Genomic DNA, 16,833 nt, shown 5'->3' on the forward strand with positions numbered 1-16,833 from the left:
CCATGGATCTCGACCAGTATATCCGTTTCCTGATGGCGCTGTTCTTCGTGGTGGCGCTGATCATGGTCGTCGCCTGGGTGATGCGCCGCGTCGGCATGGCAGGCGGCACCATGCGCGGCCGCGCCCGCCAGCGACGGCTGAGCGTGGTGGAGGCGCTGCCCATCGACGCCAAGCGGCGGCTGATCCTGGTCCGCCGCGACGACCGCGAGCATCTGATCCTGCTGAGCGCCAACGGCGACCTGCTGGTCGACAGCGCGCCGGCCGGCGGCTTCGACAGCGCGCTGGCCAAGTCGGCCGACACGGCCCCCGCCATCTCACCTCCCGCGCCGGTCGCGGCCGGGAGCCAGCCGCAATGAGGGCGCTCCTCCTCCGCCGTCTGGCGGGCTGCTGGGCGGGCTGCTGGAAACCGCTGTCCGCCGGGCTGCTTCTGGCGCTCGCCGTCGGGGTCGTCGCCGGCCTCAGCGCCGGCCCGGCCCTGGCGCAGAGCCTGACCTTCGATCTGGGCGACGCCGGCGGCACCGCCACCGGCCGCATCGTCCAGATGGTGGCGCTGATCACGGTGCTGTCGCTGGCGCCGTCGATCCTGATCATGATGACGGCCTTCACCCGCATCGTCATCGTGCTGTCCTTCCTGCGCAACGCGCTGGGCGTGCAGCAGGTGCCGCCGACCACGGTGATGATGTCGCTTGCCCTGTTCCTGACCTTCTTCGTCATGGCCCCGGTGTTCGAGCGCAGCTACACCCAGGGCATCCAGCCGCTGATCAACCAGGAAATCGACGAGATGGAGGCGTTCCGCCGCACGGTGGCGCCGCTGCGCGAGTTCATGCTGAACCACACCAGCGAGAAGGATCTGCGGCTGTTCATGGACATGGCCCGCATCCAATCGGTGCCGGAGCCGTCCGACATGCCGCTGCACGTCCTGGTCCCCGCCTTCATGATCTCGGAGATCAAGCGCGGGTTCGAAATCGGCTTCCTGCTGTTCCTGCCCTTCCTGATCATCGACATGGTGGTGTCGTCGATCCTGATGTCGATGGGCATGATGATGCTGCCGCCGACCATGGTCGCCATCCCGTTCAAGATCATCTTCTTCGTGCTGGTCGACGGGTGGTACCTGATCGCCGGATCGCTGGCGCGCAGTTTCGGCACGCTTTGAGGAACGGATAGGGGCGGAAACCACACGCGGAGGGTGAAAGACCCTGCGCACTTCGTCGCATCCCCCGTGCTTGGGCTTCGCCGCGCAAGCGGGCGCTGGCGTCCGCCGTCGTAAACGCGTATGAGGAAGCCGATGAGCGCAGGCGGGGGACCGGCAAGGGGGCCGGACCGTCTGATGGCTCCGATCTGTCGCGACCGCCGGACCGGGGTTCGACAGTGCGGACCGTACCGTCGCACCGGGCGCCATCGCAACGACGGACCAACCTCGGACCGCAACCACCGCATGACAGACACCGCTTTTAAGGCCGCGCCGCCAGACACCGGCAAGCTCGCGACGCTGACCCTGGGCGCGCTCGGGGTCGTTTACGGCGACATCGGCACCAGCCCGCTCTACACGCTTCGCGAATGCTTCGGCGGCGAGCATGGGCTGGCACTGACCCCCGACAACATCCTCGGCATCATGTCGCTGGTGTTCTGGGCCTTGGTGATGGTCGTCACCGTGAAGTATGTGGGCTTCGTCATGCGGGCCGACAACAAGGGCGAGGGCGGCATCCTGTCCCTGCTGGCGCTGGCGTCGAAAACGCGGCCGGATGCGTCGGGCCGGCTGACCCTGCTGACCGCGCTGGGGCTGTTCGGCGCCGCGCTGTTCTATGGCGACGGCATGATCACCCCGGCGATGTCCGTACTGTCTGCGGTCGAGGGGCTGGAGGTGGCGGAGCCGGCGCTGGAGTCGGTCGTGGTGCCTCTGACGATGGCCATCCTGATCGCCCTGTTCGCCATCCAGAGCCACGGCACCTCGCGCGTCGGCGCGCTGTTCGGCCCGATCATGCTGGCGTGGTTCTCCACGCTCGGCATCCTGGGGCTGGTCGAGGTGGTCCAGCAGCCGGGCGTCCTGGTCGCCTTCAACCCGCTCTACGCCATTTCCTTCTTCGCCAACCACGGGGTGGCCGGCTTCCTGGTGCTGGGTGCCGTCGTGCTGGCGGTGACCGGCGGCGAGGCGCTCTATGCCGACATGGGCCATTTCGGCCGCCGCCCGATCCAGGTGGCGTGGCTGACCGTGGTGCTGCCGGCGCTGCTGCTCAACTATCTGGGCCAATGCGCGCTTCTGCTGAGCGATCCGTCGGCGGTGCGCAGCCCCTTCTATCTGCTGGCGCCGGAATGGGGGCTCTATCCCCTGATCGGCTTGTCGACGGCCGCCACCGTCATCGCCAGCCAGGCGGTGATCTCCGGCGTCTTCTCGCTGACCCGGCAGGCGGTGCAGCTGGGCCTCTGCCCTCGCCTGGACATCCGCCACACCTCCAACGAGGAGGAGGGGCAGATCTACATCCCCCGCGCCAACTGGGGCCTGCTGGCCGCGGTGCTGGGGCTGGTGGTGCTGTTCCAGTCCTCCAGCCGTCTCGCGGCCGCCTACGGCATCGCGGTGACCGGCGACATGATCATCACCACCACCCTGTTCCTGGTGGTGGCGCGCCGCCGCTGGAACTGGAGCCTGCCGCTCTGCCTTGCCGTCGGGGCGGTGTTCCTGACCATCGAGATCTCCTTCTTCGCCGCCAACGCGGTGAAGATTCCCCATGGCGGCTGGGTGCCCCTGGTGATCGCCGTCCTCACGCTCGGCCTGATGGCCACCTGGCGCCGCGGCCGGGCCGTTCTGACCATGCGGCTGGCCGAGGAATCGCTGCCGCTCGACGCCTTCATCAAGCGGCAGGCGAAGTCCTCCGACATCCTTCGGGTGAAGGGCACGGCGGTCTTCATGACCTCCAGTTCCAACACCGTGCCCATCGCGCTGCTGCACAACCTGAAGCACAATCAGGTCCTGCACGAGCGCGTCGTCTTCGTCACCGTGGTGGTGGAGGACGTGCCGCGCGTTCCCGCCAAGGACCGCGTGGTGGTGGAGGGGCTGGCCGAGGGCTTCTACCGCATCACCGTGCGCTACGGCTTCTCGCAGGAGCCGAACATCCCGAAGGCGCTGCGGCTGTGCAAGGCGTTCGGGCTGGAGTTCGACGTGATGGCGACCTCCTTCTTCCTCGGTCGCGAGACGCTGATTCCGCAGATGAACTCGCAGATGGCGCTGTGGCGGGAGAAGCTGTTCGTCGTGATGTCCCGCACATCGGTCAGCGCCACCGACTTCTTCAAGCTGCCGCCCAACCGCGTGGTGGAGTTGGGAACGCAGGTGCAGCTGTAGGGCCGGCAAATCCGCTGTTCCCCCCTGCCCTCCGCACCGGCAGGGGGGAACAGCAATCCGAAAGGCCTACCTCCTTCGAGAAAAGAAAATCGCTGCCCGGTCGGAGAATAGCTGTGATCCGACCGGAAGCCTCCCCCGTAACGGTGGTGTGTCCGCGGGAAGCGGACCTTCACCGATAAGAGGGAATGCTATGAAGAAGGTTGCCACCGTGGCGATCGCCACCCTTCTTTTTGCCGGTTGCGCCAATGCCGCCATGGAGAAGATGGTCGGCGGCGCGCCGATGTACCCCAGCAAGACCATCGTTGAAAACGCGTCCCAGTCGAAGGACCACACCACGCTCGTCGCCGCCGTGAAGGCCGCCGGGCTGGTCGACACGCTGAGCGGCAAGGGTCCCTTCACCGTCTTCGCCCCCACCAACGCGGCCTTCGCCGCCCTGCCCGCCGGCACCGTCGACACGCTGCTGAAGCCGGAAAACAAGGGCCAGCTGACCAAGGTGCTGACCTATCACGTCGTGCCGGGCAAGATCGACGCGAAGGATCTCGTGGCCGACATCAAGAAGGGCAACGGCAAGGCGATGCTGAAGACGGTGGAAGGCATGCCGCTGACCTTCACCCAGTCCGGCGACGCCGTGATGGTCGCCGACGCATCGGGCAACATGGCCCGCGTCACCATCGCCGACGTCCAGCAGTCGAACGGCGTGGTCCACGTCATCGACAAGGTTCTGCTGCCGAAGTAACGGCGCGGAAGGGGCGGCGGGACGGGTCCGTTCCCCCCGCAGGGTGCGTCCCGCCACCTCACCGTCGTCAGGACGTCGGTTTGTCCGCCGGCTGTTTTCCGCCGCGGTATTCCTTCAGGAACTTCTTGAACATATCCACTTCCGCCACGCGGGAGCGGATCGTTCCCACATCGATCAGGCCCATCGCCTGCTCGGGGCGGGTCAGGATGCGGAAGGCGTCCTCGTTCGGCCCGCCCTTCATCGACCCTTCGAAGTCCTTCTTCAGCAGGTTCAGCCCGTTGCCGTCGCCGGCCAGCGCCAGCGCCACCGCCCGGTTCAGCACCAGCTGCGACATGTTGGGATCCAACGGCTTGGCGGGCGATGGCGGCGGTCCGATCACCTTGTTCAGCGCCAGCGCCGCGGCATCCCATTTCTGGCCCTTCCAGGCGATGTCGACGCGCAGCAGGTTGGCATTGATGCTGTCGTCCTGAGCCAGCAGCTGCATCGCCTCGTCGCCGCGATTCAGCTCGGCCAGCGCCTTGGCCTGCATCAAGCGCCGTTCCGCCGCCAGATCGGCCGGCAGGCCGGCGATGTTGGACAGCTCCAGCGCCTTCAGTGCCTCATCCGGCTTGTTGTCGAGCAAACGGACGGAGGCGAGCCGCGTGCCGATCCGCGCCTTGTCCAGACCGGACAGGCGGAATTCCACCTGATGCTGCAGCAGGTCGGCGGCCCGGTTCAGCAGGTCGATGGAGATCAGGCGCTCCGCCAACTGCCGGATGATCTCGTCGCCGGCCTCTCCCACCGGGGTCAGCTCGCGGAACTGGTCGTAGAGCTGCAGCGCATCGAGCGTCGGCAGACGCTGCGCCCCATCCTTGAACAGGTCGGCGAAGATGCGCGACATCTCCTTGGTGATGGCTTCCGCCCGCGGCGTGTCGGCGACCAGGGCCGCCGTTTCCTTCATGGTGTTGAAGCCCTTGGCATATTCGCCGCCGGCGATCAGCACCTCGCCCATGCGCGAGCGGATCTGCATCTCCAGGTCGTCGCCGCGCCAGGTGAAGGTCAGGCCGGCCAGCTGTTCCGCCGCCGCAGTCGGCGACATCTTGCCTTCGGACAGCTCCAGGTTGGTCAGGGCCAGCCCGGCCTTGGCGCGATAGAACCGGTCATAGCTGTTGTAGGCGGCGGTCAGCTGCTCGCGTGCCTGTTCGGTCTCGCCGGTCTGGGCATAGAGCAGGCCGCGCAGATACTGGGTCTGCGGGTTCTCCTCCTGCTCCGGGCCGCTGTGTTCGATCACGCGGTCGAACAGCCGTTTGGCGGTGGCGGTGTCGCGCGTCTCCAGAGCCGCCTCCGCCGCCCGCAGTCCTAGCTTGCCGATCATCGGCTCCGGATAGCTGTTCAGGATCTGGCCCGACGCCTTGAAACCGGCCATCGCCTTCGGCCAGTCGCGCCGGTCGGCGGCGATGGCGGCACGCCACAGGTTGGCTTCCGGGTTGTTGGCCAGCGACGGGATCGACAGGTCGGCCTCGCCGCCCTCCAGGTCGCCGGTCAGCACGCGGGCGGCCCCGCGCAGAGCGCGGAATTCCGGCCAACCCTCCAGGTCCGGCTGGTTCTGCTGCAGCACGTCCAGCAGGCCCAGCGTCTCCTGGCCGAAACCGTTGGCGAAATAGAAACGGGCAAGGTCGAGCTGCGCCTTCGCCCGCTCCGACTCCGGAGCATTGACGACGGCGAGCTGGAGGTCCTGGCGCGCCTGGGTGAAATTGTCGAGATCGCCGTGCTTCCAGGCCGGCAGATTGAACAGGCGGCGTCCTTGCGCCTGGGCCGGCTGAGCCTTCGGCGGCTCCATCGACGAGGCACCGCCGGTCGCCGGAACAGGCTGCGGAGCGGCGGCGAGCTGCGCCGGCACCGGCTGCGGCGCCGACTGCTGGGCCGGGGCGGGCATGGCACCGGGCGGCGGTGCCACGGCCGGATTGCCGGAATCGGCGGCCGACGACAGGTGCAGGCCGCCGGCGGTGGTCAGTTCCACCCCCTCTTTGACAGCGCGAACCGTCACATTGTCGGAGATCGGCCGCACCACCACACCTTGATAGGAGGGCATGACCTCCAGATCCGGGTATCGATGCGGCTCGGGCAGGCCTTGCCCCGGGCTGGACAGCGGCACCACCTGGATGCGGTCGCCGACGTCGGGATCGGCGAACTGGACGACGTTGGCGGCATCGGGGGCACGAACCAGCAGCCGGGCCCCCAGCAGGAAATCGGGATCGGGTTCGACCCGCAGGTCGCCGGCACTGCCCATGTTGGCGGGACGGCCGGAGGACAGGATGCGCCAAGTGGTGCCCTGCCGCTCCACCGTCGGCCACACCATCGGGCCGATCTTGGTGCGGAACACGCTGCCGCCGGTCGCCGGCACCGGCTCCACCGCTCCCATCAGCTCGGATCCGGGGCCGCTGAGCTTGCCGGCACCGATGGGCATGGGCCGGTCGAACACGACATAGAGCTGGCCGGCCCGCGGATAGACCGCGATGGACGACGGTCCGCCGGTCTCGAAGGTCAGAACCGGCCCGGTGAGCCCAGCCGCCGGCTGACCCTTCGCATCGACGGGCGCCACAGGTGCCGCCTTTGCGACCGCCGGAGGCGCCGGTTGGGCGCTGGCCGCCGGTGCGGCGGCCGGTGTCGCGGCGGGTGTCGCGGTCGCCGCATTGGCGGCGGTGGCCGAGCGGCTGGTCGTGGTCGACGCCACGACCGGCCCGTCGGTGGCGGGCGCCTGACTGCTCCCCTGGCCGCTCCCCTGGCCAATCTGGGGCGGCATCGCTCCCTGCGATCCGGCAGCCGGCGGCATGGCTTCGGTCTTCGGCAAGCCGGCCCGCGACCCTGGATTGCCGACCGACAGAATCACGGATTTGCCCGACGCGCTGTCGCTCACCTCGGCATCCTGCGGCACGGCCAGGGTGACCGCCAGCGCCCCGTCCGGCTGACGGAAGGATTCCACGTTCTGGATGTTGCGCAGCTTCGCCTTCGCCACTGCCGACAGGTCGGCGCTGCCGCCCTTGTCGAAGAAGACGGTCACAGCCGCCCCGTCGCGCTTGACCGAATAGCCGACCGGCGACGGCCAGTCGAAGGTCAACCGGCTCTGGTCCGGCTGGTCCGCGCCCCGCACCCGGACCCGGCCGGCGGACGGCACCGGCTTGGCAGCCTCCGCCTTTGCCGGTTCCGTTCCGGCCGATGCCGTCTCAGCGGGTTGTGCCGGGGCGGGTTGCGCCGCAGTGGGTTGCGCTGCGGTGGATTGCGCCGCGGCGGGGGACAGGTCGATGGCGACGGCGTTGCCGTTGCGGAAGCTCTTCAGCGAAACCGGGCGTTTCAGGTCGAAGGAGAGCGTCTTGCCGTCCGGCTCCACCCGGCCGCCGGCCAGATAATCCGGCAGCGCCCGAACCAGACGGTCCAGTTGCGCGTTGATCGGTTCGGTGAAGCTCACCACCAGCCGGCCGCCGTCAACCGACGCTGTGAAATCCACCTTGCCCGGCCAATCGAAGACCAGCCGTCCGAATTCCTTGTGGGTGCCGCCACGCACGGGCACGGTGGCGGCGTCCGCCGAAAGAGGGGACAGCAGGACCGGCACGGCCGACAGCGCCACCGCGGCGGCACAGCCGCGCAGCCAGCGCTTTCTCCGATAGGCCGACCGGTCCGTCACCTCAATCCGCTCCTTCCTCTCGCACCACGATATCCACCGGCAGGCGTCCGCCGCCAGCCCCTTCGACCGGCATCATCACCGCCCGTGCCACCAGATCGCGGCGATAGCCGGTCTCCCGCAATGCCGCGGAAACGGCGACCGCCCTGGTCAGCGCCCGTTCCCAGGCCACGCCGCCGGCCGGATCCTCGCGCTCGGCATGGCCGACCAGCTCGATCCGATTGCCGATGCGGCCGATGACCGCGCCCAGCAGAAACAGCACCCGCCGCCCCCCCTCGGTGAAGGCGGCGCCGGTCGGGTCGAACATCCGTTCCCCCGGCAGGCGGATGACGACGCGGTCGTCCTCGCGCCGGACATCGACCACCGACAGCTCGGCGTTCGACCGCAGCTGGCTGCCCAGCAGGGCCGCCAGATAATGAAGGTCGATGGCTGCCCGCTGCTCCACCGCTTGAGCGTTGAAGGCTGCCGACGGGTCGGCCGGCCGGTCGGACGGTGCGGCGGCGGTCGAGCGAGCGGCGGGAATCGACTCCGCCACGCCCTTGGCCAGACGGGTCCAGCGCTCGGCCTCCGGCTCGCTCATCGAATACATCAGAACGAAGAAGGCGAGCATCAAGGAGATCAGGTCGGTAAAGCTGATCAGCCACAGCGTCTTGCGCTGCCCGCCGCGATCCTCGGCTCCCGACCTGCGGGATATGTTGGGAACGCGGATCACTTCCGCACCTCCGGCCGGCGCTTGGCCGTCCCATTCTCGTCCCAGCGCAGGGAAAACAGCAGGCGCACCCCGCCCGGCTCGCCGCGCTCGATGCCGACGGTGACGTTGCGGGCCGGTGCGCCGTCGGCGATCAGCGCGCGGGCCAAGGCTCCGGCACGGGCGACCGGTCCCGGCGGCTGGCTGGGCGTGCCCGTCGGGCCGATGCCGAGCAGCGCGTCCAGTTCCACCCGCTCGCCCTGGCGCGACTGGCGCAGCGCATCGGCGATCCGGTCGATCAGTCCCTGGCGATCCGGCCGCAGCGTCATGGTGCCGGCAACGAACAGGTCGTCGGCGGGCAGACGCACCTCCAGCAGCCGGCCGGGAGCGACCACCTCCACCTTTGCGACCGCGATTTCGGTGGCGAACAGCGTGCCGACACCGTCGAGCCGCTGAACCGCGAAGACCGTCCCCGCCCGCGATGCCACCGTCTCCGTCCCGTCGCGCAGGCGCGGATCGATGACGAAACTCGGGAAGGTCCGCTCCAGCGAGGCGGCGACCGCCTTCACTTTCTGCACGGTCTGCACCGAATGGGCGTTGAGCACGATGAAGAAGACCAGCAGCAGCAGGAACAGCGACAGCAGCAGCAGGATGCTGCCATTGTTGGGGTTGGCATGTTCCTGCCCGCTCCCAAGGCCCCCACCCCCACGGCCGGCCCGCAGCGTCGGAAACCCGATGCCGGCCGGACCCGGTCCGCGGCCTTGGGTCGCCCGACCGCTGGTGAACCCGCTGGTGGGTTTGCCGGCCAGCATGGCGTCAGTCGAAGCTGGCGAGCAGGCGGTCGATCTCGTCCTGGTCCATGGCGTTGCCCGGCAGCTGCGGCCCATGCAGAAGCTGCTTGTCCGCCTCCTCCGCACTCATCGGTTCGTAATGGACGGCCGCCTCCGCGTCCTCCGCCGCCAGCTTGGCCAGCCGGGGGGCATGGTTCTGGCGCACCTCGCTGCCGAAGGCGGCGACGATCATGTCCACCTTCGATTCGATGTGCTTCAGAGTCCGCACCACCTTGCTGATGCGCTGGCCGGTAATGTCCTGGAAGTTGCAGGCCTCGTAGATCGCCGTGATCTGGTCGTTCAACTTGACCGCGGTTTCCGCATCCGACTGCCCGGCGATGGCGCCGATGGCGTCGCAGGCGTCGAAGATGGCGAAGGTCGCCTTCTCGGTCGCGCCGATCACCGCGTCCAGCTCGTCCGTGGCGGTGCGGATATGCTCGTCGCGGATTTCCGCGGGCTGGAGCGCCGCGATCTCCTGCTTGGCCGTCTCGATGTATTTGGCGAGGTCGACGACCTCCTTGTAGAGGCGCAGGTCGGTGGCGGAGATGTCACCGTCCATGCTGCCCAGGATGGTCCGGACGATGTCCGTCACCTCCTCCCGCGACAGGGGCTTGGCGGCCTCCGCAAAGGCGGCGTCGAGGCGCTGTCTCAGAAGCTTCTGTTCCGTCACGGCGGAATGGGCGGAGAAGGTCATCGGGCGTGTCCAGCGAGAGGGGCTAGGCCTTGGCGGAATATGCCGGATCCTCCCCGGTCGGCGCCCTCCAGCGAGCGCCCGTCGGTGCCGCAGGGCGGAGGTTCAACGCTCCGACCGCTTGTGGCGCCCAACCGTCCCAGGAACTGTCCGAGCCGACTAAGCCTATGGCGCGAGGGTTAAGAGCCCGTAAAGACGGCCTTGCCGGAACGCCGCTGTGACCCGTTCGCCACAGTGTGATCCGCCCAGCCCGCGACCGCGGTGGGGGCGGAGCGGGCGATCAGAACAGGCCGGCGGCGACCGGCGCGCCCAGCAGGGCGATCAGGACCAGAATGGTGACGGCAGCCAGCCGTTCCGCCGGTGACCAGCGTTTCCAGTCCTTCCTGAAGCTTTTCAGTTCGTCGGCCATGACAGACCTTCCGGTTTCGAGAACTACACTGCAACGCAACGAAACTGCACCGGGTCCAGTTGACGCATGGTTAACACCCAACTCAGGAGCATACTTCCAACCGAACTGGCACAGAAATGCCACAGTCGCTGTGTCCTGACGCATGATGCAAATCAAAGATCGGCCAAATTTTCGACATTTCCCACCTCCCGCGCGGCGATGGGAGATGCGCCGGCGGCGTGCCCCTTCCGCTCGCTTCCATTGACGGTCGACCATTCCCAAATGGTACGCTCCAGATCAAGCCGCCGGGTCGGCCGGGCGGCACCGACAGGGGTTGCGGATGGCGAAAGGAACCGACCTGAAGATCGGGCTTGCGTTGGGAAGCGGTGCCGCCCGGGGTTGGGCTCATATCGGCGTCCTGCGCGCGCTGGAAGAGATCGGGATCGAACCGGACATAATCTGCGGCACCTCCATCGGCGCCGCCGTCGGGGCCGCCTACCTGACCGACCAGATGGACGAGCTTCAGTCCTGGGCGCAAAAGATGGGCTGGCTCGGCATGCTGGGCATCATCGATCTCACCTTCCGGCGCGGCGGTCTGGTCGCCGCGGAAAAGGCGTTCGGCCGTTTCGACAACGAACGCAGCAACATCCTCATCGAGAATCTGCGGCGTCCCTTCGCCACGGTCGCCACCGACCTGTCGACCGGGCGGGAGATCTGGCTGCGCGACGGGCCCCTGATGTCGGCGGTGATGGCGTCGGCGGCGATGCCCGGCCTGTTTCCCGCAGTGCGGCGCGACCATCACCTGCTGGTGGACGGCGCGCTGGTCAACCCGGTGCCGGTATCGCTCTGCCGGGCGCTTGGGGCCGACGTGGTGGTGGCGGTGAACCTGAACAGCGAACTGTCTCCGCTCGGCCGCCCCAACGGGCGGGGAAACGGCGGGCGTTCGAACGGCAAGCCCGCCGCCAAGGCCCCGGTGCCCGAGGCGGCGGCAGCCGGCGGCGATGCCGGCTCCCCCGCCCTGTCACACCTGACCAGCCAGATCTCCACCTGGCTCGGCCGCAAGCCCAGCCGGCGCACCCGCTTCATCGCCGATCAGATCGACGACGCCCATGCCCAGAAACCGATGCCGAACGCGCTGGAGGTGATGGCGGGCTCTATCGACATCATGCAGGACCGCATCACCCGATCCCGTCTTGCCGGCGAGCCGCCGGACGTTCTGATCGCACCCAGGCTTGCCCATATCGGCATCCTGGAGTTCGACCGCGCGGCGGAGGCGGTGGAAATCGGCCATGCCGCCGCTTCCATGCTCCGCCCGTCGATTGAACTTGCCCTGCGCCGCGCCTGACCGGCGCCTGTCCCACGTATCACCGGCAGGCGGGCCCCTGCCCCGCTCCTCTTCCGATCCGCACGGGAGCCAAGCGTCCATGAGCCAGTCCACGCTGACCGATTACATCTCCGCCCTCCTTCCGAGCGGAACGCCGCATTGGGGTACCGGCGGAACGGTGCTGGACGGAAGCTCCGTCGGCTCTGCTGTCACCGTGACCTATGCCTTCGCGACCAGTTCGCGTCAGGTGGCCGGTGCCGATGCAAGCGGCTTCGCGGCGATGAACAGCGCACAGCGCACCGCCGTCCGTCAGGCATTGGCGGCCTGGAGTGCCGTGGCCAACATCACCTTCGTCGAGACGACCGACGTTTCCAGCGCCACGCTGCGCTTCGGCACCAACCGCCAGAACGGCGAATCGGCTGCCTATGCCTATTACCCGTCCAGCTCGGCACAGGGCGGCGACGTCTTCCTGGCCAACGACAGTGCCGGCAACGTCAACCCCACGGCGGGTAGCTATGCCTACATGACGGTCATCCACGAGATCGGCCATGCGTTGGGTCTCAAGCATCCCGGCAATTACAACGCCGGCAGCAGCGAGGGAACCGAGGGCCCCTACCTGCCCTCGACCACGGACAATTATGCGTACAGCATCATGTCCTACAACGACAACACCGCCCTGCCGGCGGGAACCTACCTGACCGGACCGAGCCTCTACGACATCGCGGCGATCCAGTATCTCTACGGCGCCAACACGTCCACCGGTGCAGGCGATACCAGCTACACCCTGAACACCGGCAGCTTCACCACGCTGTGGGATCCGAACGGCCGCAACACACTGAACGGCAGCGCACAGACGGTCTCGCTGTCGCTGGATCTGCGGGCGGGCTATTTCAGCAGCGCCGGAGCCACGACCTTCCTGGCGCTGGCCTATGGCACCACGGTCCAACTGGCGATCGGCGGCAGCGGCGACGACAGCATCACCGTCAATACGCTGGGGAACGTCCTGGACGGCGGCAGCGGCACCGACACCGCCGTGTTCAGCGGCAGCCGGTCGCAATACCGCGTACAGCAGTTGGACGGCAGCCGTTTCATCGTCAATGGCGCCGACGGGATCGACCTGCTGACCAATATCGAGTATCTGCGCTTTTCCGATACCGGCACGACCCTGTCGGCGAGCGTGTCCGGCAGTTTCGACGCCTTGCGCTACATCGCGTCCAACGCCGACCTGATCGCGGCCTTCCGCACCGACACCGCCGCAGCGACGCAGCACCTCACCAGCTTCGGCGTCTATGAGGGGCGCAGCCTGAGCGGCTTCGATCCCTACAATTATCTGGCCGGCTATGGCGACCTGCTGAACACCTTCGGCAGCGATGTCGGCGCAGCGACCCGCCATTTCATCGAATACGGGTATCGCGAGGGCCGCAACTCCACCCTGTTCGACACGCTGTCGTATCAGGCCAGCAACCCAGACCTGATCGCCGCCTTCGGAAGCGACCGAGAGGCGGTGGAGCTTCATTACATCGTCAACGGACGTTTCGAAGGCCGCTCCTTCACCGCCTTCAATGCCACCGCCTATCTGGCCGCCAACCCCGACGTGAATGCCGCGGTCGGCGGCAGCATTGCCGGGGCAAAGCAGCATTATGTGAGCTACGGCTACGCCGAAGGACGGGCGCTCGCCTGACTGCCGACGCTTACGTCGCCGGCCAGATCCAAGTCAGCTCGTGCTTGTTGTGGTGGAGGTGGAGCACCCGGCCGCCGGGGATCGCGGCGAAGGCGCGGGCGGTCTCGTGGTCGGTTTCGGCCTGGAACTTCAGCGTGCAGACGAAGCGCTTGGCCAGCCCGCTGTCCATCCACTCCTTCACCAGCCGCAAGAGGCGGGTCGGATAGCAGATCACGTCGCAGCACAGCCAGTCCACTGGACCGACCGTCGCCGGCTTCAGGCCGAAGGCACTTTCCTGACGGATTTCCACCCGCGGCAGGGCGGCGATGGCGGGATCGAGCGGCGCCTTGTCGACGCTGACCACCGAAGCGCCCAGCTCGTGCAGCACCCAGGTCCAGCCGCCGGGACAGGCGCCGAGGTCGAGACAGCGGTCGCCCGGCCCCGGCTGCTCCCCGAACAGGGTCAGCGCCTCCCAAAGCTTCAGATAGGCGCGGTTGGGCGGAGCGGTGCGGTTCTCGACGAAGGTGACCTCGCCGTTGCGGAAGGGGCTGGAACAGCGCGCGGCGGCGATGATGGTGGACTCGTCGGTCAGGGTCCACGACCCCAGCGGCGCCGTCGGCAGCGGCGACGGGAAGACCACCGGCTTGGCCGAGACATGCGGCAGGTTCTCCTGGATCAGGGCGGCGCGGCGGTGGTGCCGTTGCGACCACAGCGCCCAATTGCGCTGGATGCCGCGCAGCGCCTTCGCCCCGCCCTTGATCGAGGCGAATTCGATGCGCACCGGGTCGTACCAGATGTTCTGCGCCCAGGCCGCCGGCCGTGCCGGGCCATCGACGAAGACCAGCCGGCCGTCGACCGCTGCGACCTCCCCCAATTCCGCCACCAGATCGTCGAGGAAGCCATCGGCCGCCAGATAGACCGTCTGGCCGAGCGGGGTCACCGCCGCGCCCGGAGCGCTCTCACCGGGAGCGGTCTCACCGGAAGCGGTCTGCGGCAGGGAAGCGGAGGTGCTTTGGGGGATGCTGTCGTCCATGCCCCAGGGGCTAACGCCGCCGGCCGGCGAATGCAAGCGCAAGGATGCGATCCTCCCCCTTTCGCGGTGACGCGATGGGGGCTGTGACAAAGCGTCTCGAAACCTCTTATATGCGACCGGTTCGCAAAGTGAGCGTTGACAACGATTCTCAGTCTCAGGTACTCCTGGGGTCAGGACAATCTTCTCACACCGACCATCGCCGAGGGCTTATGTACGTCTGCATCTGCCACGCGTTGAACGACAAGAAGGTCAAGGCTGCGCTGGACAATGGCGCTACTAACCCGGCCTCGGTGTTCCGCCATCACAATTGCCAGGTCCAGTGCGGCAAATGCGTGCCGATGATGCGCAGCATGGCCAGCGAGCATCGCGCCGCCATGGCCCAGCATGCCGCTACCGTGGCTGCGACCGCCGTGCCGGCCCCCTGCTGCGGCACTGCGGTGCCCGAACCGGCCAATGCCGAAGCGGTTCCGGCCTATGCCATCGCGGCCGAATAACGGCTGTCGAACAGGCGCCTCCGCGGCAACCTGCGTTATCGCAAGCTCTACCACTTCAGACTTTCAGGTCGATACCTGGTCTACAACCTCGCCTTTCGGCTGCGACAGAATGCGCCCCATCTATGATTTTTGGGCGGATTGACCGGGTACACCCAATCCGGCACAAAAGCGTCACCAAAACCAAAGAACGTCGTCAAAATGTCGGCGTATAAAAAGGCCAACGGGCCGGATGAAACCGGCCCCGGAGGAAACGCAATCCAACCAGGAAGACTTCCTCGGCCACCGGGTTTGCCTTGTCCGTAAAGGATCGGGCAGCCCGGCGGAATTTGGATTCGAACGGCTGTCCCGCAATTGCTCACGCATTTCGCAATCGTATCGCGGCCATCCCCCATTCGGGCTGTGTCGACTGCGCTTCCGATGCGTTTTCGCAGCAATCGCGCGGGGCTATCGTTTTTCGTCCGGCCGAGACGTCTGAAACGGTTGAGGATCAAAGGAGGATTTTTCATGAGCCGCCGCAACCGGCACGCCTTCGACACGTTGAGCCGCGATCTCGTCCTTCGCGCCACCGACCGTATGGAGACCCTCCGGTCCATGGTCGAGCGCGCTGGCAGCGACCGGCGCGAGACGTGGGAGCGTACGCTCGACCGTCTCCGCGGCCTGAACAACCGCGCCATCGCCCGCATCGAAGCCGCTCATCTGGCCGACGACGACGCATGGCCCTTCGCCCGTGCCCAGGCCGATCAGGCGATGATGGACCTCATGCGCGCACTCGACGATTTCGACGGCCACCTGCGCCTGCTGGCCGCGTAAGGCTACCGACCGGACCACAGGCCGCGGCCGATCAAAAGGAAAAGGCCCCCTCCCGGTCGGGAGGGGGCCTTTTTCATTACGAAGCCCCGAAATCCAGGCCCCAGGCCGAATAGCGTTCAGGATCGTCGACCCAGCCCTCGCGCACCTTCACGAACAGGATCAGGTGGACGCGGCGCTCCAGCATTCCCTGCAACTCGCCGCGCGCGGCGGAACCGAGAGCCTTGATCCGCTGGCCGCCCTTGCCCAGCACGATGGCCTTCTGGCTTTCGCGCTGCACGAAGATGACCTGCGAGATCTTGACCGACCCGTCCTCGAACTCCTCCCACACCTCGGTCTCGACCGTGGCGGAATAGGGAAGTTCCTGGTGAAGCTGCAGGAACAGCTTCTCCCGGGTGATCTCCGCCGCAAGCAGACGCATGGGCATGTCGGAGATCTGGTCCTCCGGGAAGTGCCACGGCCCTTCCGGCAGCCGGTCGGCCAGGAACTGCTTCAGGTCGGCGACGCCATCCTCGGTGAAGGCCGACACCATGAAGATGTCGGAGAAGATCCCCTCCTGCCGGAAGGCGTCGGCGATGCCCAGCAGGACGTCGCGCTTGACCAGATCGATCTTGTTCAGGATCAGGATCGCCTCGCGCCCCTGTTCCTTCAGGCGGGCGACGATGCTGCGGGTGTCCTCGTCGATGGAGCGGCGCGACACGTCGTACAGCACGCCGATGACGTCGGCGTCCTCCGCTCCCTGCCAGGCCGCCGCCACCATGGCGCGGTCCAGCCGGCGCTTCGGCTTGAAGATGCCGGGGGTGTCGACGAAGATCATCTGGGCATCGCCCTGGATGGTGATGCCCAGCACGCGGGTGCGGGTGGTCTGCACCTTCGGGCTGACGATCGACACCTTGCTGCCGATCATCGCGTTCAGCAGCGTGGATTTGCCGGCATTCGGCGCGCCGACCAGGGCGATGAAGCCGCAGCGCGGATGTTCCGGCATCGTCGGCAGAGGCGGCAGGACGGAGATGGGCTGCCCGCGCGGGGCATCCTCATCATCGTCCTCGTCATCCTCATAGTCGCCGTCCTCATACTCGTCGTCTTCGAAGTCGCCCTCTTCGGCGTCCTCTCCCGCGACGGCGTCGTCCTCATGGTCCAGCGCCTCATCGTCCTTTTCGGACTCCGGGGCCACGGACTCACGCGCCGGC

At 67.4% G+C, this 16,833-nt stretch carries 15 protein-coding genes; 8 read left to right on the forward strand and 7 right to left on the reverse strand.

Translation table 11 applies throughout. The features are described from left to right. Window positions 1–2 precede the first annotated feature (2 nt). The 4 genes from AZOLI_RS06520 to AZOLI_RS06535 all read left to right on the forward strand — a co-directional run bounded on the left by AZOLI_RS06520 (window position 3) and on the right by AZOLI_RS06535 (window position 4,070). Entirely contained in the window at window positions 3–356 is a 354-nt protein-coding gene (locus AZOLI_RS06520) for a FliO/MopB family protein (RefSeq protein ID WP_014247805.1), read from the forward strand. After that, complete coding sequence (fliP, locus tag AZOLI_RS06525; protein ID WP_014247806.1) at window positions 353–1,153, forward strand: flagellar type III secretion system pore protein FliP; 801 nt, start codon at window positions 353–355, stop codon at window positions 1,151–1,153. The genes AZOLI_RS06520 and fliP overlap by 4 nt, the downstream gene beginning before the upstream one ends. Before the next feature lie 282 nt (window positions 1,154–1,435). Beyond that, a complete protein-coding gene (locus AZOLI_RS06530) occupies window positions 1,436–3,334 on the forward strand; it encodes a potassium transporter Kup (RefSeq protein WP_014247807.1) in 1,899 nt (632 codons plus the stop codon). Window positions 3,335–3,524: 190 nt separating this feature from the next. Next, a complete protein-coding gene (locus AZOLI_RS06535) occupies window positions 3,525–4,070 on the forward strand; it encodes a fasciclin domain-containing protein (RefSeq protein WP_014247808.1) in 546 nt (181 codons plus the stop codon). Window positions 4,071–4,137: 67 nt separating this feature from the next. Here AZOLI_RS06535 and AZOLI_RS06540 read toward each other — a convergent pair whose 3' ends face one another. From AZOLI_RS06540 to AZOLI_RS33590, 5 genes are all read right to left on the reverse strand, one after another. Next, window positions 4,138–7,731: a tetratricopeptide repeat protein gene (locus AZOLI_RS06540; RefSeq protein WP_014247809.1), complete on the reverse strand. Its 3,594-nt coding sequence runs from the start codon at window positions 7,729–7,731 to the stop codon at window positions 4,138–4,140. A gap of 1 nt (window position 7,732) precedes the next feature. Continuing rightward, entirely contained in the window at window positions 7,733–8,440 is a 708-nt protein-coding gene (locus AZOLI_RS06545) for a flagellar motor protein MotB (protein WP_014247810.1), read from the reverse strand. Then, entirely contained in the window at window positions 8,437–9,228 is a 792-nt protein-coding gene (locus tag AZOLI_RS06550) for a flagellar motor protein MotB (RefSeq protein WP_014247811.1), read from the reverse strand. Before AZOLI_RS06550 ends, AZOLI_RS06545 begins: the two co-directional genes overlap by 4 nt. Window positions 9,229–9,232: 4 nt before the next feature. Beyond that, window positions 9,233–9,940, reverse strand: coding sequence for a protein phosphatase CheZ (locus AZOLI_RS06555; RefSeq protein ID WP_014247812.1), 708 nt, complete (start codon window positions 9,938–9,940; stop codon window positions 9,233–9,235). Window positions 9,941–10,217: 277 nt separating this feature from the next. Then, window positions 10,218–10,346 (reverse strand): hypothetical protein, encoded by a 129-nt coding sequence (locus AZOLI_RS33590; protein WP_014247813.1) that lies wholly within the window; start codon window positions 10,344–10,346, stop codon window positions 10,218–10,220. 319 nt (window positions 10,347–10,665) lie between these two features. On the opposite strand from AZOLI_RS33590, the gene AZOLI_RS06560 reads away from it, so the two are divergent. Then, entirely contained in the window at window positions 10,666–11,670 is a 1,005-nt protein-coding gene (locus AZOLI_RS06560; protein WP_014247814.1) for a patatin-like phospholipase family protein, read from the forward strand. Window positions 11,671–11,749: 79 nt separating this feature from the next. Then, window positions 11,750–13,330 carry a M10 family metallopeptidase C-terminal domain-containing protein gene (locus AZOLI_RS06565; RefSeq protein WP_014247815.1) on the forward strand — a complete coding sequence of 527 codons (1,581 nt, stop codon included), beginning with the start codon at window positions 11,750–11,752 and terminating at the stop codon, window positions 13,328–13,330. A 10-nt stretch (window positions 13,331–13,340) separates the two neighbouring features. Here the strand turns inward: AZOLI_RS06565 and AZOLI_RS06570 are convergent, their stop codons facing one another. Next, window positions 13,341–14,342 (reverse strand): SAM-dependent methyltransferase, encoded by a 1,002-nt coding sequence (locus AZOLI_RS06570; protein ID WP_244442542.1) that lies wholly within the window; start codon window positions 14,340–14,342, stop codon window positions 13,341–13,343. A gap of 209 nt (window positions 14,343–14,551) precedes the next feature. Between AZOLI_RS06570 and AZOLI_RS06575 the strand changes: the two genes are divergently transcribed. After that, complete coding sequence (locus tag AZOLI_RS06575; RefSeq protein WP_014247817.1) at window positions 14,552–14,836, forward strand: (2Fe-2S)-binding protein; 285 nt, start codon at window positions 14,552–14,554, stop codon at window positions 14,834–14,836. Between the two features lie 504 nt (window positions 14,837–15,340). Beyond that, window positions 15,341–15,646 (forward strand): hypothetical protein, encoded by a 306-nt coding sequence (locus tag AZOLI_RS06580; protein WP_014247818.1) that lies wholly within the window; start codon window positions 15,341–15,343, stop codon window positions 15,644–15,646. A 76-nt stretch (window positions 15,647–15,722) separates the two neighbouring features. On the opposite strand, the gene era is transcribed toward AZOLI_RS06580, so the two are convergent. Then, window positions 15,723–16,628 carry a GTPase Era gene (gene era / locus AZOLI_RS06585; protein ID WP_044550586.1) on the reverse strand — a complete coding sequence of 302 codons (906 nt, stop codon included), beginning with the start codon at window positions 16,626–16,628 and terminating at the stop codon, window positions 15,723–15,725. Window positions 16,629–16,833 lie beyond the last annotated feature (205 nt).

Source organism: Azospirillum lipoferum 4B (assembly GCF_000283655.1).
Lineage (GTDB): Bacteria > Pseudomonadota > Alphaproteobacteria > Azospirillales > Azospirillaceae > Azospirillum > Azospirillum lipoferum_C.